Genomic DNA, 15973 nt, shown 5'->3' with positions numbered 1-15973 from the left:
CGCCACTTGACCCAGGTCAGGGCAGGTTCTATCGGCCGAGGAGGCGGGCAGCTCATCCCAAGGCCTCGCCCCTGGCCTGGCGCCCCCAAGGGGATCGCGTTTTTCACAACCCCGCCGGGTCGACAAAGAGGTCTATGCACGGTAACTTGTAGGTGAAGCGCACATAGAGCAAGGCGGACACGACCGCCAAAACGACCACCAGCACCTTGAAAGAGACCGTGGGCTTATCTCCCACGAGCCGGTTCTCCAACACCCCACCCATGACGCCGGAGATGTAGGTAACTGCCAGCGCCCAGAGGAGCTCCACGGGCAGACGCTCGAGCTTCCCACAAAGAGCCGGGCCCAGATACCAAATCAGAAAGACCAGCCAGGGCACGACAACCGTTGCCAGCAATCGTGAATACCAAAAGGCCTCCATTTCGCGTATTCGCCTCTTGCTGGCGGCATACTCGATGGCGCTGGCCCCAAGATAAGACCAAAACGCCATCTTCAGGTGCTGAAACACCGATTCATTGGTGCCACAGAAGGGGATGAGGACGGCCCAGTGCGTCAAGTCGTAGAGGAAATGCAGCACAGAGAACAGAACCAGGTAGATGAGCGCCTTCAAGGAGCTGTTCATCTCGGTCACCTCCTGCCCTCGCTGTCAGCCGGCAAAAAGGAGTCCGACGCCCGCCACGGCGACTAAGGCGCCGAGCCAGGCGCGTGACGACGCCCTTTCCTTGTAGACCACCCGCACCACCGGGATGATGAGGATGGGCGTGGTCGCCATGAGCGTGGAGGCGATGCCGGTGGCGGTCAGCTTCACGGAGGTCAACATCAGCCAGCTGCCCAGAAACGGCCCGACAACGCCGCCGCCGGTCATGAAGGCGAGCGCCTGGCGGTTGCGCAGGGCACGCACGCCGGCCTGGGCGCGTCCGGCAACCAGCGCCAAGGCCCACACGCCCACCACTGCGGTGGTCACGCGAATCACCGTGGCAGAGAGCGCATCCAGGCTGTTACCCATGGCCATCTTGGACAACACCAGCCCCACCCCTTGGGCAGCGGCCGCTCCGACACCTGCTGCCACACCTTCGACATTCACCCCCTTGGCGGTCCGGGCAGCGGAGTTCCGCTCGGACACCACCCACACCACTCCGGCCAGAGTGACCACCATGCCGGCCACGGCAAGCGCGCTGAGGCGTTCCTGGAGCACCATTCGCGCCGCGACTGCCGCCACCGGCGGCGCCAGCGTGCTCAGCAAAGTGGCAAGGCGCGGCCCTAAGAGCACCACTGAGCGAAAGAACAGCGCGTCGCCCATGGCCAGGCCGAGAAAGGAGCTGGCGGTAAGCAGCGCCACTTGGCGCGACGTGGCCCAGGTGGGCCAAAGCACGCCACGGCTCAGGAAAAGGGTGGAGACAAGGAAGAACGCCCCCATGGGAATGCGCAGCAAGTTGGTGGCGAAGGCACCGACCCGCTTGCTCGCCTCGCCAAACAGGGTCGTTCCCAGCGCCCAACAGGCGGCAGTAGCCAGCGCAGCCAATTCGCCCACGTGCTATGCCTTCCCTCTGCGCTCGCCCTTGAGGTTGCCAGCTGTGCTCAAGCACCCCTCCCGTTGCTCACGCGGCGGGCTTCCTGCTTGGCCACAGGGATTTCCACGATGGCGCGTGTGCCCACCCCCACCTGGCTTTCCAGATAGAAGCGGCCTCCATGGGACTCGACAATCTGCTTGACGATGGGCAAACCGAGGCCGGTCCCCTCCCCCTCTGCCTTCGTGGTGAAAAAGGGCTCGAAGATCTTGTCCTTGATCTCGTCGGGAATCCCCTGGCCATTGTCCTCGATCACCATGCGCACAAAGTTGCCGTCTTCCGTCAAAGAGGTGGAGACGGTGAGCGCGCCATCGCTCTTCATGGCGTGGGCAGCGTTGATCTCCAAGTTGCGGATCACTTGCTCGATCTGGTTGCGGTCGCCGCACACCGCCGGCAGATTTGGCGCAAAGTGCTTCTCAATGCGGAAGCGCTTCAGCACCCCGCTGAGCACCAGTGTGTCGGTGGTGTCCGCCAGTACCTCGGTCAGGTCCATGCTCTGCAGTTGGGGCCGAGCCGGCTTGCTCAACGACAGCAGGTTGCGGCCGTGGAGCGCCACCTTCTCCAGGTGGGTAAGCAGGCGCTGGCCTATCTTTCGCCCTTCTTCTGGGTTGTCGGCGCGGCGCAGCAGGAGCTGCGTTTCCACCAGCAGGCCGCTGACCAAGTTGTTGAGCTCGTGGCCGATGCTGCCGGCGATCACACCGAGGGTGGCCTGCTTCTCTGACTGGATGAGCTGCTCCTGCGCCCTCTTCTGCTCGGTAATGTCCTTGTAGATGAGCGAGACGAACTGCACCGTGCCGTCGTCGCCGAGGATGGGTGTGGCCGAGATGAGGACGCTGCGCGGCTGGCCGTCCTTGGTGTAGCGCACCGCCTCGTAGACGCGCACCGCCTTGCCGGCGCGAATCTGGCTGTTGACATAGTCACTGGAAGGGCCGACGTCCGGCCGGATGATCAGGTCATCCAGGGTCTTGCCCAACGCCTCCTGTTCGGTGTAGCCGAACACCTCCTCGGCGCCCTTGTTCCAGGAGAGCACACGCAGGTTGCGGTCCACGGTCATGATGGCGTCCGTTGCGCCGTCCACGATGGAGCGGTACAGGTGCTCGGACTTGCGCAGGTCGGCGGTCATTTCGGCAAAAAGGTCGCGGAGCCGGGCAGCATATTCGGCCAGCTCTCGCTCATACTTCTGTGCCTTACTTGCGGATGTCACCACTGCTTGCACCTCGAAAAGATAGGGAAACCCCGCGGCGCAGCGCGGGGACGTGTTCACGGTCACTGCAAAGTAGCAAAATCGCGCAGGAAAATCAAGCAGAAATGTGTGCCGTTGCGGCTGCGCTCGGAGCCATCGCCACTGTTGGCAGCCCGGAAAAATGTCTTGACAATGGCTCGGCCACCGTGCATTTGCGCACGGCCCGGCAGCAAGGCGAGGACGGCACGAACCTGGAGAGGAAGCTCGTGTCCAAACCTCGAACCGGTGCTGTACGCCCCGCACATGCGGCAGGCTAACTCGGCCGCTCGCTGCGTGGTGCCTTCCCCTCGGGTACACGCGGCATGGCTCCTTCAAGCCGGGCCAAGCCCCTGGATCGGCTACGCATTGGCACGAGACGAGAAGACCTGCCCGAGCCAACTCGCGCACCACAGGGGAGGGAGCAGGGTGCAACGACTCTGTGCTGGCTGTTGCGCACAATGTGCTGCTCATTGCGGTTTTCATCCTTCGCGCACGGCACATGGTGCTGCTGGAGCACCTCGGCTGGACGCATCTTCTCTTGGCCATGCCTGCGGCCTGTGCCCTGCTTCTCGCGCGCGGTCAGCCGCTGGGAGTGCAATACACCGTTTTCCTGAGCATGCTCTTGGCGTTTGGCTTTCGAGGATCTGTTTGGCTTGTGCCGCGCCTTCCCTTCGGCCAGGAGTGGAGCCTGTTGGCGCCGTATCTCATGGTGTACTTTGCCATGAGCTTTGGCTTCGTGGTCATGAGCTGGGAAACCTGACCCACGCAGGGCCTAGTCATGCTCGTGCTCTTTGTGCTGCAGATAGAGGCGAACATTGTCACCCATAGGCCGTATACACGAGCAAATCGCCAGGTTCAGGAAGTTTACCTGCACTGAGGGAGGGAAAAGAGGGCACGAACAAGGGCGAAGGGCTCCGGGTCTGCGGCGGAGTCGGGTTCGGCGCTCCACAGGTTCATCGATGGCCTGCGACACCTTGCCGCCTCTTTGGCTCTGCAGCCGCACGAGTATCAATCCCGGCGGCGGCTCGGTAGTCTGCCCCTTCTGAGCATCAACCTCGGGCCGGAGACTCCTGACGGACAGCTCCGCCATGCGCGGGGCATCATCGCCATCGGCACCAAGGCCACGGGCGTGGTGGCGATCGGCATCTTCTCGGCAACCGGGGTCTTGGCGCTGGGCTTTCTCACCCTCGGAGTGGCAGGAGTAAGCATCGCCGGCGCGGGCCTGCTTACGGTGAGTGTGTTCGGCATAGGCGGGGTCAGCGTATCCGCTCTGGCCATCGGCTACGTGGCGATCGGCGTGTTGGCGGTGGGCATGCGCGCCCTCGGCGTGGTGGCCATCGGGCGCAGCGTGCGCACTCTGTTCGGCTTCCTGCGCTGAAGCGCCTTGCCAATTCTCGCCACCTGCCTGGCCCAGGCCTTTTCTGAGCTGGGGAGAACCCAAACGTGGGGAAACAGGCGCTCTCGGCGCACAGGTCGGCTGCGCCATGTCGCCGGCGCGAGCCTGTCCGCCTGTGTGCCGTTCCCTCGCGCTGGAGCGGATCACAAACGAAGCGCCTCGCTGGCAAAATCAGCGGGCACTTGCAGGCTTCGAAGGTCACGACACGCTGGCGTGCATAACGAACACGGGGGCGGTAGCGACCGACGCCGCGCCCTCAGCCTGCGCAGGCCCACTGTGGCGACTCCCCCGGAGCCGGAAAGCCAAAGATATGGGCCTTCACGGGAGACTTGGCGCTAATCGTGGAGAAGGTGGGCTTTTCTCCCTCTGGCCGTTGCGCCAAAGTCCTCGGAAAGCCTGGCCAGGGCTTGGTTCCCTCCTTGAGCCCGTGCGGCTTCGAAATAGGCGCCTCCCCTGTTCAGCAGGCCCCTTGCTGCCTCATCTGCTCCCGTGTGTAGTCGATGACCTGTTGCAGGATCTCGTCGAGGCCAAACTTGGGCTGGTAGCCGATGAGTTGCCGGATCTTGGTCAAGTCCGGCACACGCACGCGCATGTCCTCAAACCCGGCCTCATAAGCCTTCTCGTAGGGGATGTAGACAATCTCCGAGCTGGAGCCTGACAGTCGTTTGATGCGCTCTGCCAACTCGGCAATGGTGATCGCCTGGTTGTTGCCGACATTGTAGATCTGCCCCTCTGCGGCCGGATGCTCTGCCAAGGCAATGAGCGCCTCCACCACGTCGGCGACATAGGTGAAGCAGCGCACCTGCGAGCCGTCGCCGTACACGGTGATGGGCTCGCCGCGCAGGGCCTGGCCTACCATGCGCGGGATCACCATGCCGTAGCGTCCGGTCTGCCGCGGGCCCACGGTGTTGAACAGCCGCGCAATGACCGTGCGCAACCCCTTCTGCTTGTGGTAGGCGAGGGCAAGGAACTCGTCGATGCCCTTGGAGGCCGAGTAGCTCCAACGGCTCTTGGTGGTGGGCCCCAACAACCGGTCGTCGTCTTCCTTGAACGGCACCGCTTCGCTCTTGCCGTAGATCTCCGAGGTCGAGGTGATGAGCACCTTCCGCAGGTAGCGGTTAGCCAAGCGCAGCACCACATGCGTGCCTAAGATGTTCGTCTCGATGACCTCCACCGGCTTGCTGACGATGAGTTCGACCCCCACCGCCGCAGCCAGATGGTAGATGATGTTGCACTCCGACACCAGCCGGTCCATCACCGTCTCGTTGAGGATGGTCTCCACGGCCACGTGGAAGCGCGGATTGTCCCGCAAGTGCTGGATATTCTTGAGCGTGCCCGTGGACAGGTCGTCGATGGCCCACACCTCGTAGCCGCGGCGCAGCAGCTCCTCGCAGAGGTGCGAGCCGATAAACCCTGCGCCGCCCGTCACTAATATGCGCATACGCACTCCTCTCCTGTTCAGTCCTCTTCCTTGGATACCCTTCTCTGCTGCCGGATGTGCATCAGGGAAACGATAATGGCAAAGATGACGAGCTCATTCAGGAGCACCAGCACGCTCTGCCAGACGTTGAGGCTGGGCAAGAGCGCGGCCCCCACGCCCACGCCAAAGGTCACCAGGTACAAGAAGAGCACTGCCTGCCTGGGCGTCATACCCATGTCCATCAGCCGGTGGGAGAAGTGGCAGCGGTCGCCGACCCAGATCGGGCGCCCTTCGCGAAGACGGATAAACACCACGGAAAACGTGTCGAAGAGAGGCACCCCAAGCACCAACAGCGGCAAGATGACCGGCAATAGGCCCGGACTGCCTGGCACCACGTACGAGCCCACCAGGGTCAGACAGGCAACCACATAGCCCATGAACAGGCTGCCCGCGTCGCCCATGAAGATGCTGGCCGGGTAAAAGTTGTAGCGCAGGAAGCCCAACACCGTGCCTACCAGGGTGGCAAGCATCAGCGCGGTGAAGACCTGACCTTGCAGCGCCACCACGGCAAAGAGCACGCTGGCGGCGATCGCAGCAATCCCGGCGGCCGCACCGTCGGTGTTGTCCAAGAGGTTGAAGGAGTTGGTTATGCCCACGATCCAAAGGAGCGATATGAGACAGTCCAAAGCCACGCCCGGCATAAAGCTGGTGCGTATGCCCACGGCATTGGCCACGAGGGCAGCCACGGTCTGCCCGGCAAGTTTCACCCGCGGTGAAAAGTGGATGCCGGTCAGGTCGTCGGCCGTGCCGACGCCCGTGACCACAGTGGCGCCCAGGAGAATGCCAAGCACCTTGGGCAAGACATGGCGCAAGCGGGAGCTCTGCGCCATGAGCGGCGCCAGATGCTCCGCCACCAGCGGATGGGAGCCCAGCAAGAAGAAAAGGCCGATGTTCGCCAGCACGACAAGGACAAAGGTCGCGTACATGGCAACGCCGCCCAAGAGCGGCATAGGTCGCGCGTGCGCCTTGCGCGAGATGGGCCGGTCGAGTACTCCCAAGTGCAAGGCAACACGCCGGCAGCACGGCACCAGCAGCAGTGCCAGCCCCAGCGAGCTGAGCAGCACGTAAGCATAGAGCAAGGCTTTGAACTGCCAAGTCATCGCACAAGCGCCTCCAAAAGGTGTGCCAGCCTCTCGGCCTGGGCGCGGCGCGAAAAATGCCGCTCCGCGTAGCGCCTGCCGTTAGCCCCCAAGCGGCGCGCCAGACTACGGTCTTTTGCCAGGCGCACGATCGCCCGCGCAAGGGCCTCGGCATCCTCGGGTTCCACAAAGACTCCCCCCTGAGCCTCTTCCAGCACGCGGCGTGCTTCCCCGTCCACCGCCAAGAGCACCGGCCTGCTGCAGGCCCAGGCGTCGAACATCTTGGAGGGCAAGGCGCCCGTGAAGAGTGGCTTCTTCTTCAGCGGCACGATGCAGGCATCTGCTGCCGAGATGAACTCCGGAATGCGCTCACGGGGCACCTCGTCCAGGAGAAGCAGATTGGCAAGCCGCCACTGCTGCGCCAAGGCGCGCACGCGCTCCTTGATCGGTCCCTCGCCGACAAGGACAAAGCGGATGTGGGACTGCTGCTTCAAGAGACGGGCCGCTTGACATAGCACTTCCATCCCCTGGGCAATGCCGAAGATGCCGGCATACATGACCACGAATTCGTCCCTCAGGCCCCACTCGGTGCGCACCCGCTGGCCACGGTCATAAAACAGTTCGGTGTTCGTGCCGTTAGGGATGAAGACCAGCTTCTCCTCAGCAACGCCTCGGGCACGGAGCACGTCGAGGATGCCTCTGGTCACCACCGGCACAGCCAGCGCGTTCCGGTAAAGGGCCATCTCCAACTTTTCGGCCAAGCGGGCATAGGCACGGCTGCGTATCTCGCCCAGCTCCACTGCCGAGAGTGGCCACACATCCCGCACCTCGAAGACAAACCGCGTGCGGCGAGTACGCGCGATGATCAGGCCCGCTGCCCCGGCGAAGAGAGGCGGCGAGGTGGCAAAGACCACGTCGTAACGCTTGCGCTCAAGCATGCCTGCCAGCGAGGCCATCACGGCAAACGACAAGTAGAACGCCAGGCGCGTGGCAAAGGTCTTGTGCGGCGAAGTCATCACCCAGACGCGCAAGACCTCTACGCCCTCAAGCTTTTCGCGCACCGCTAATTTGCCCCGGTAGCCCGCGTGAATGACCCCCTTCGGGTGGTTCGGCACCTCGGTCAGGACCGTCACCTTGTGCCCCATGCGCACCAAGTTCGTCGCCATCTCGTAGGCGCGATTCTGCGTGGCCCCCACCTCCGGGGGGAAGTATTGCGAAAGATAGAGGACGTTCACGTCAGCCCAGGTAGATTCCTCGATGCCGCAGAAGCTTCTTTCTCTCAGAACACTGGCCCATGCTATCGCGCCACCACGGCCTTGCCAATCACCGCCACCTGTTTTCCCTCCTGCGTCGCAGTGACTTTGTAGAGGTACACGCCGTTGGCCAGTTCGTCGCCGTCCTCGTCCCGACCGTCCCAATGCACGCGGTTGAAGCCGGCTGCGCCTGGCGCGTCGCGCAGCGTCTTGATCAGCCTGCCGGCCAGGGTGTAGACGCGAATGTTCACCTCGTCTGCCGGCGCGGTGAGTACATAGCAGAAATCTGTGCCCGCGCGGAACGGGTTCGGGAAGTTCACCACCTCGCGCAGTTCCAGGCGCTCAGCCACCTGAAAGTCCACGCGAAGGTGGGAGGTATTGCCGTTCGGGTCGGTGAACAGCACCTCTATCTCGTGGCGGCCCGTGTTCAAGGTCGGCTGGCACACAACGGAGCCTTTCAGGCGCTGGTCGCCGGCAGGGTCGGGCGGCAGAAGCTGCAAACGGGGCTCGACACCTGCGAAGGAGAGGCGATTCCCGTCCAGGAGAAGGTGCAGGCCAGAAGTGTCGGTGAGGGCCCCTCCGGTATTGTCGTACAGGCGCACCAGAATCTGCGGGCGAGCACTGACGAACTCACCCGCGGCAATGGCACGACCGTCCGCGAGCAGCTCGATGGCCGGCGCGAGCGAATCCCTTAGCACCTCCACGAGGCAGGACTGATTGTTGTTGAATTCAACCGGCTCGCCGATCTGGTCGGCTGGATCGACCTTGGCGCGGAGCTCGTAACTGCCTGCCAGCCGCGCAGTGGGCCACACGCGCCGCACGACTGCGGCGCTGTCCGGAGCAAGGGGACGTCGCAGCGTGTCGGCGCCGAACAGCTCCTCCTTGGCCTGGCTGACCTGGCTCCACCAAACCACCACCTTTTCCGCAGGAGCGTAGCCGAGGTTGTGCAATTCGAGCTCGAGCTGCACAGGGTCGCCAGCCACCACACTGCCGCTCGGCGCCACCCGGAGGGGAAGCGCCGCCAGCTCCGCTGCGGGGGTAAAGGAGGTGGCCCACCACTGCAGAGTAGGCGACCAGCGGCCGTCGCTGGTGGATAGCTCGGCGCGCACCCTCAGCAACCTGAAGCGTTGCGCATCAAGCTGGCTGAGGTCAAGGGTTCCCTGTGCGCCACTGCCCTCTTGCACGGTCAGCCAGGTACCTGAGGTCCGGTCGTAGGCCTCCACGGCTACCGCCACCGCCGTGCAGGGAGCCGGCTCCTCTGCCTGCCATTGCACTTTCTGCCAGCGGGTAGCCGGGCCGATGAGTGGCGACTGCAGAGTCCCTTGGGCAATGTGGAAGAATAGGCTGTCCTGTAACACCGCCACACCCTGGCCGCGCTTCACCAGCTTCTCGGGTACACTCCCGGGCGCCGCGCCCTTCGTGCCGATGATGGCCCAGGAGTCGCGGGCCCCCACCTGTCGACAGAGCGCGCTCCCTATCGATTCCAGCGCCTGGTATGCCGCCTCGTTCATGCTGCGGCTGCCCTCATCGGCAATGGCTGCCAGGACAAGCATGCCTTCCGGTATCTGCGCCACAAACCCGGCCAGCCGCTGCGCCTCAGCAGGCGACTCGTAGGTGTCGAAGGCCATGGCCTGGATCACCTGCCCGTTACCTGGATGCACGACGGCCACGTTGTGGCCACGTCCTTGGGCCAGCGCCGGGCTGCCGCCAACCAAGAGCCGCGCGTACTGCCCGTCGTTGTACCCTGCCGATTCGACCCGCAGAACCACCTTTCCCTGCGCCAGCCGCACCCCTGTGGCCGTCTGTTCTGCCCCCTGAAAAGCGCCCGCATCTACCTGCACGGGAAAGTACTGCTGCCAGCGCATCTCTCTGCCCCCATCGGCAAGAGTGAAGGATGTTGCTCGCCAAGGCCCAGGCCCGCTTGCATAGACGGCCCTTGCCCTCCAGCAGTAGCGCCGTCCGGCAGCAAGCGGCGCAGGCGTCCATCGCGTGGAAAGTGGGCCAGGCGGAATATCCGGGGAGGGCTGCAAAGCCCCAGACGAAAACTCCGCCGTCGTATCCAGTTCGAATTGCACGTAGTGAGGCGCCCCTGAGGCGGACAGCGGCGTGAGGACCTCCAGCGTCGGGGGAGCGCCGAGGAGCGCATGGGGGAAAGGCTTGAGCAGCACCACCTCCACGGCGCGCACAGGCACGCGGATGGTGGCGCGGTTGTTCGTCTCCAGCGCCTCGCGGATGCTGTCGTCCGGATCGACCACGGCCTCCAGATCAAAGCTCCCCCCGCGTCCCCCCAGGCGCCAGGCAAACAAAGCACAGTCCTGCCACCCCAAGGCAGGCAGGAGCTTTGGGGTGTCCACGGGAAATGCGCCGGTTCCCGGTGACCGTGCCCAGAGCCCCACCTGCACAGGGCCAGGTGTGGCCAGCCCAAAGTTGTGCACGCTGACTGCCACCTGCACCAAAGAGTCCTCTTCAGTGGGCGTGGCAGGAGTCAGAGAGAAATCAGCAGGCTCGACTACCAGGTCCGGCAGCGAGGGCAACGCCAAGTCTGTAGCCGGGTCGCCAAGGAGCGAATACTGTAGAATCACGTTCCTGGTGAACTGACTATTGCCGAGGCTTTCCCACAGGCGCAGCTTTGCCAGAGTGGTGGCGGCGCCCAAGAGGTGCACGGTATCGACGAGCGCGGCGCGGAACAGATTGGTTACCAGCACCTGGTCGTGGAAGAGGTAGCTCCATCCGGTCGTGCCCCAGAAGGCGACGGCTCCGCTCTGCGGCAGTGCGAGGAACTCCTCCCCGAAGCAGTTGGTGTAGGGATTGGCAAAGCGGGCCGTGTGGCAGGTCAGGCTGGTCACGAATGGATAGCGCCCCTGGTTGTGCAGCTCCTGCAAGTCGGTGGAGCTGAACACCAGGTCCCAGGTGCCGGTGCCTGCGTGTCCCACGAAATTCGCCCACAGCACCCCGCTGTTGAGAGCCGCCAGGATGTCGTCGCGATGCTCCCCCTGGAAGTACCCTTGGGAGGTCTTGCTTATCACCACGGGTCGGCAGGAGGCCGGCGGCTTAGCGATGATCGAGTCGACGAGCAGCCGCGACTGCTGGGCGAACTGCTGTTGCTCCCAAGTGTCGAAGCCGCCGTTGATGAGCAACACGTGCTTTTTCCACGCTGCGGGTGTGCTGTCCGCTTCGTAGGCGATGATCTTGCGCACGATGCGCTCGGCCTGCTCCGCGCTCTCCGCAGGAATCCGTCCCACAAAAAGGTCCGGCATAAAGTCCTCTGGGCCATCGGTGCAGGCGAACCAGGCATCGCTCACCGGATTTCCGAAGGTCGGCACATAGTCCTTCTTCACCGTCTGCGCAAGCAAACCCTTTGGGTCCCAGCACGCATCGCCAAGCAGGAGGAGGAAGCGTGGGGGCCGCTGCCAGTGGGCCGTGGCGTGCTCGATGAGCAGTCGGATGGCAGCGGGCTCGGCCAGACCATAGGTAAACTCGTCGTACACATCCTCGATGAACACAGTCGCGACGGCGAAGCCGTTGTGCGCCCGCCGGAATGCGGCCAGCTCTTCTGCGGCAGCCGCAAAGCGCGGGTGGGTGATGAGCAGATAGTCGGCAGCGTTCTGCGGCGAGCGCAGGTGCGAGGGCTGATCCAGCACAATGCGCGCCGGCCTTCTCAGGGCGTTCAGGTCGGCTGCCACGAGGTGGAGGGCAGCACCCGAGGAATCGCGGAATACCGCAGTCACTCCTCTGCCGCCTGAGGGAAAAGAGACTACCTCGGCCAGGCGCACAGGCCCCGTGCGTGCGGGGGCTAAGGCCTCGGGCACGGAGCCTGGAGCCGCGCCTTTTCGCCCGATCAGGGCCCAGGAGTCGCGCGCGCCCACCTGCCGCGTGAGGGCGCTGCCCAAGCTCTCCAAGGCAGTGTGCGCTCGCGGCGTCATGGCCACGCTCCCCTCATCGCGGATGGCCACCAGTACCACCGTACCGCTGGGCAGACGCTCCACGTAGGTCGCCATGCTATCGGCATTCGCCTGAGAAGCATAGGTGTCGAAATTCTTCTTGTCCAGGACTTGCCCGCTCTGGCCGTCCAGCACGAGCAGATTGTGCCCGCGGCCACCGCTCCACAGGGGCTGGTCGTCCTGCCAAAACTCGGCGCGGTTGCCATCGTGGTAGCCGGCAGAGAGCACAACAAAACGCGCCCACCAGCTCGTCGAACGGCGGACATCCGTGAGCACACGCCCCTTGCCCACGTCGACGATGAGGATGCTGTCAGAAGAAAAGCCCTGGATGGCGATGTTTCGCGGCGCTCCGCTGCCAGGGAGGTAGCCAGCGAACCGCCCTGCCAACGCCTGGGGCCGACGCGGGTACACGAGCTCAATCCAGTCGAGGTAGAATTGGTCGATCACCGCACCGGTATTGCCGACCGAGGCAATAGCGAGGTCGTTCAGGGTGCGCGCCCCAGCGGTGGGGACGGTCGCCTCGAGAAGGATGAGCTGCCGATTATCAAACCAAACATCGGCGGCCAAGCGACCATTGAACCAGAGGCGCGCATGGTGGTCTGGGTTCGCCTGGTCCAGCGTGGTGCCGCGCAGGCGCACCATCAACCGCAGGGCATCCCCTTCAAAGGCCAAATCCGGCAGCGGCACCTGTACGCTCAGCGAATCCCCCGGGTTAAAGAAGTGCCACACCCACCCTTCGCCGGGCGTGGCAAAGGTGTTGTGCACCTCGGCATCGCTGTCACCCTGGTAGTAATGTCGGTCTTGTTCAAGGTGCAGGGTGTCGGTGAACCAGTAGAGGAAATCCTGCCCGGCAGGCGCTGCCACGGCTGCGGCCAGCCGCCTCCCTATCGATCCTCCCCAGCTCAGCCAGTAGACATTGGTGTCCGACTGCGCCGCAAAATAGCTAGTGTCGCCACAACGGCGCTCGGCAGGAAAGAGCAGCCAATCGTCCGCGTCGAACAGGCCATCGCCGCCATCGGCCACGTGCAGAGCTATCTCCTCGCCCCTGTGGTACAGGCGCAGCGTGCTGGCTGCCACCCCGCCGGCAGGAATGCCCAACCGCTGTAGATCGCGGCCGTAGACCACGTAGAGCCCTTGTTCCACCAGCAACAGCTTGCAGTAGGGCCGCGTCGGATCGTACCAGCCATAGTCGTCCTGAGGAGCACCTCGGGGCAACGGCCTCGGCACCTCCCTGCCGCGCAGGAGGTCAGCCGCGACGCGTTTCACCTCGTCCCCCACAGGCGCCCGCTGCAGGGAGGTCTGCTCTGCACTCTGCCACTGCAGGCGGAGGCGCGCCCGCTCGACAAGGCGCATGCTCCCCGTGGCCGCATCATAGCGCAGCGGATGCACCGCCACCCGGACGAGCTGGTGACCGGCCACCGTGGCCATCCCGTCGAGCATGGCAAATGGCCTTCCCGCAACCGGGTCCCCTTGACTGTATGGCGCAGAGGCGACAAAACGATGGCTCACACGGCTGATGCCCTCGGGGCCCTGCTCTTGGCCAAGCACGGCACACGGCAGGCGGTAGTTCCCGGCAACGGGTGTGGAACTGCTGTCCGCGACGACCAAGGTGACCCTCGCCCCGGGCGGGACCTCCACCGCCAGGCCGGCCACTGGCAGGGCCAAAGCCCCGTGGACAATGTCTATGGGCAGATCGCCGAGCAGAGGCAAATGAGCCTCTTCCCCCCCATCCAGCAAGCGCTCGAAGCGAAGCGCGGGGGCCGCCCATTCCAGCACGCAGTAGTTCGCTCCCCGCTCGACCATGTGCAGCGGAGGCTGTCCGGCGGAGGACAATGCGGCTGCCAAGCAAAGCAAGCTCAGCACGGCGGCTCTATGTGCGCGTACGGCAGTCACCTTTTCCGATCAAGAACCCTTCCCTTGCCCGAGGTATAGGTTGCGCTGCAAACCGTGCTCTCGGTCGCCGGGTCTTTCATTGCGTCAAAAGATAGCACTATTTTCCGAATCTGCAAAAGTCTTTTTGCGACTCCCAAGGGGACCACCTTGGGGACTCGCCCTTCGGGCGAGCATGAACCTACCGCGTTGGGGATAGGCCCGCTGCACCTCGGGAAGGCTGGCCCCCATGGTCTCCCTGGCCGCATGCTCCCTTCCCGGGCCTGCGAGAGCCTCCCGGAGGTTAGCCCTCGGGAAATCTCGAATCTCGGGAACCACGTCTGCGTGGACACGTCACGCCTTCGCGCGCCAGTAAGAACCACCCGCAGGTTGCCCCCTCCTGTTTTCTTGCTTCTCCGCCCCAGCCAGCCGCACCGGGGTCACCCTTGCGGTCGGGATTGGAACCGGTGCAAGAACCGGCAAACCCACCGTGCTCCGGAGTGGGGTGCGACCGCCAGCTTCGCTCGAGGAGCGGTAAGGGAGAAGCGAAGTTAAAGCGGAGTTAAAGTCGAATTAGAGTGGAGCAAAGGTCGAAGAGACCCCGGTGCAAGGGATGACCGTGACAGGCTCGAATAGACAGAATAGGGATTCGGAGAGGCCGATGGGCCGTGAGTTGGGGAAACATTAGCGTGGCACGACCCAGGAGGCTGACCCGCTGGCTTGTCTAAAGAGCCCGTGCGCAGTCGCGCTGAGCAAATTGCTTGAAAAACGTAACGACGCTTGACAACTCTTTGGGCTGCGCACAAAGGGAAGTTGCGAACGGGCCCTCCACGCGCATCGGGAGAACGGAGGTGGGAAGTTTGAGCCAATTGCGGCCCTACGGCGGGGGCGAGCAGTCACCTGCCGGGGTATGGCCATTGCCTGGAACCTGTCGCGGGCGGCCACCGTGAAACCCTGTGTTGCGGCCCTCCCCACCCGGCAAACCACTGGCAAAGCAGTCGAGGCCTGCGACGCCGGTTAGCCCACCCGCCGCAATCGCATCAGCAAATCAGTCCCACGTCTTTTCTTAAGAAGCGGCATGCAATCTGAGGGAGCAGCGCGGTCGGAAGGAAGGGGCCGCGCCCCCGGAGCATCGGGTGGTCTCGGCCATGACGTTAGAAGTACGGCCGACCCGGCAGTTCGCCGCGTCCCCTGGGCAGCATCGCGAGAAGATGATAGCCTCCCTTGCGCTTCCCATCGACAACGGCCTTGCGGAGGCAATGAATGCCAGTGCCAAGGCGACGAGCATGAGGGCACGGGGCTAGAGGTCCCCAGTGGTCTATTCTACCCTGTTGCTCCACTGTGCTGGCCGCCTCAAGATGCCCACGTTTGTAGACAAGTTCGCGTGAGGGGCCAAACAATGTTGGGCCAGGTTATGCAAGAACAGTTGGGGCGCGCGCTGTCATTCATGGGATCTTAACAGATTATTGGCTCGGCGTCCTTGACATAGAAACACAGTCGCTACCTGGACAAAACCAGGCAATCAGATAGCTCATCGTGTAAGGCTTGCTTCTTTTCAGTGAAACCTGCCAAAAGGTATCCTATTGATAGAATCGCCCCTGACAGAAATTTCCCAAAGAAGCGAGCGGTAGCCCGTGCCAAGGATATCCTTTGGCCTTGCAGGTCGGAGACATATAATAGCCCTACTGCCAGTTTGCCTATAGTGGCCTGGAGCGGTGAACTCTCCATACCACTGAAGTAAGCCCACGTAACCACGATGGACATCAGTAACGTAGAGATTGCAACGTACTGCTCTACGCTATGGTAACCATGGTACTCAGTGATAAGGGCATACAGTTGCGTCCGCAATTGACCGGCGAACAGGTTAAGGGCAAAGGCTATTACGGCTCCATCGATTACAGTGGCGGCAAAGCGTCGCCAAAAGCCTCCGTACTTTAGGTCGCTCATTTGGCACCTCCTTATCGCTATTCACAGCTTCTCTGCCTGACAACGGGCGAAAGCACGTTTGAGCGGTTGTGGGGCTTCTGCGCACTGCATTTACCAACTCTAACAGGGCTCAAAACAGAAATAGGCTCCTCGCCAGAATTTGTGCAGGATATCCTTGAAGTAAATGCTTGAAAGGCATGAGAGATATTCGTAACTTTTGGGCCGTTTCGCAGCACCCAGAG

At 63.3% G+C, this 15973-nt stretch carries 10 protein-coding genes; 3 read left to right on the top strand and 7 right to left on the bottom strand.

Annotated features, from left to right (window positions below; genetic code table 11):
- Positions 1-103 precede the first annotated feature (103 nt).
- The 3 genes from NUW13_15565 to NUW13_15555 are packed head-to-tail and all read right to left on the bottom strand — an operon-like array spanning position 104 to position 2772.
- The gene (locus NUW13_15565; GenBank protein ID MCR4440427.1) at positions 104-619 is read right to left on the bottom strand and encodes a DUF6512 family protein; all 516 of its coding nucleotides are present in this window, start codon (positions 617-619) and stop codon (positions 104-106) included.
- A 24-nt stretch (positions 620-643) separates the two neighbouring features.
- Complete coding sequence (locus NUW13_15560; GenBank protein ID MCR4440426.1) at positions 644-1528, bottom strand: DMT family transporter; 885 nt, start codon at positions 1526-1528, stop codon at positions 644-646.
- A 47-nt stretch (positions 1529-1575) separates the two neighbouring features.
- A complete protein-coding gene (locus tag NUW13_15555; protein ID MCR4440425.1) occupies positions 1576-2772 on the bottom strand; it encodes a PAS domain S-box protein in 1197 nt (398 codons plus the stop codon).
- 454 nt (positions 2773-3226) lie between these two features.
- On the opposite strand from NUW13_15555, the gene NUW13_15550 reads away from it, so the two are divergent.
- Both NUW13_15550 and NUW13_15545 read left to right on the top strand, forming a co-directional pair.
- A complete protein-coding gene (locus NUW13_15550; GenBank protein MCR4440424.1) occupies positions 3227-3547 on the top strand; it encodes a hypothetical protein in 321 nt (106 codons plus the stop codon).
- Between the two features lie 225 nt (positions 3548-3772).
- Positions 3773-4165 (top strand): hypothetical protein, encoded by a 393-nt coding sequence (locus NUW13_15545; GenBank protein MCR4440423.1) that lies wholly within the window; start codon positions 3773-3775, stop codon positions 4163-4165.
- Positions 4166-4640: 475 nt separating this feature from the next.
- On the opposite strand, the gene NUW13_15540 is transcribed toward NUW13_15545, so the two are convergent.
- The 4 genes from NUW13_15540 to NUW13_15525 form a co-directional block, all read right to left on the bottom strand.
- Complete coding sequence (locus tag NUW13_15540; GenBank protein ID MCR4440422.1) at positions 4641-5624, bottom strand: GDP-mannose 4,6-dehydratase; 984 nt, start codon at positions 5622-5624, stop codon at positions 4641-4643.
- Positions 5625-5641: 17 nt separating this feature from the next.
- Positions 5642-6763, bottom strand: a complete 1122-nt coding sequence (locus tag NUW13_15535; GenBank protein ID MCR4440421.1) for an undecaprenyl/decaprenyl-phosphate alpha-N-acetylglucosaminyl 1-phosphate transferase — start codon at positions 6761-6763, stop codon at positions 5642-5644.
- On the bottom strand, positions 6760-7977 hold the full coding sequence (locus NUW13_15530) for a glycosyltransferase family 4 protein (GenBank protein MCR4440420.1): 1218 nt from the start codon (positions 7975-7977) through the stop codon (positions 6760-6762). Before NUW13_15530 ends, NUW13_15535 begins: the two co-directional genes overlap by 4 nt.
- A 62-nt stretch (positions 7978-8039) precedes the next feature.
- On the bottom strand, positions 8040-13739 hold the full coding sequence (locus NUW13_15525) for a C25 family cysteine peptidase (protein MCR4440419.1): 5700 nt from the start codon (positions 13737-13739) through the stop codon (positions 8040-8042).
- A 1214-nt stretch (positions 13740-14953) separates the two neighbouring features.
- Between NUW13_15525 and NUW13_15520 the strand changes: the two genes are divergently transcribed.
- Positions 14954-15109 carry a transposase gene (locus NUW13_15520; GenBank protein ID MCR4440418.1) on the top strand — a complete coding sequence of 52 codons (156 nt, stop codon included), beginning with the start codon at positions 14954-14956 and terminating at the stop codon, positions 15107-15109.
- Positions 15110-15973: the final 864 nt, after the last annotated feature.

It is taken from the genome of candidate division KSB1 bacterium (assembly GCA_024655945.1).
GTDB lineage: Bacteria > Zhuqueibacterota > Zhuqueibacteria > JANLFK01 > Oleimicrobiaceae > Oleimicrobium.
The sequence above is the reverse complement of the archived record's forward strand: the minus strand, read 5'-3'. Positions and strand labels throughout refer to the sequence as shown.

Bases quoted from the DNA above. Each gene is read 5' to 3' on its own strand.
- NUW13_15565 (MCR4440427.1), bottom strand. From the start codon at position 619: ATGAACAGCTCCTTGAAGGCGCTCATCTACCTGGTTCTGTTCTCTGTG.
- NUW13_15540 (MCR4440422.1), bottom strand. From the start codon at position 5,624: ATGCGCATATTAGTGACGGGCGGCGCAGGGTTTATCGGCTCGCACCTC.
- NUW13_15535 (MCR4440421.1), bottom strand. From the start codon at position 6,763: ATGACTTGGCAGTTCAAAGCCTTGCTCTATGCTTACGTGCTGCTCAGC.
- NUW13_15525 (MCR4440419.1), bottom strand. From the start codon at position 13,739: ATGGTCGAGCGGGGAGCGAACTACTGCGTGCTGGAATGGGCGGCCCCC.
- NUW13_15520 (MCR4440418.1), top strand. From the start codon at position 14,954: ATGACGTTAGAAGTACGGCCGACCCGGCAGTTCGCCGCGTCCCCTGGG.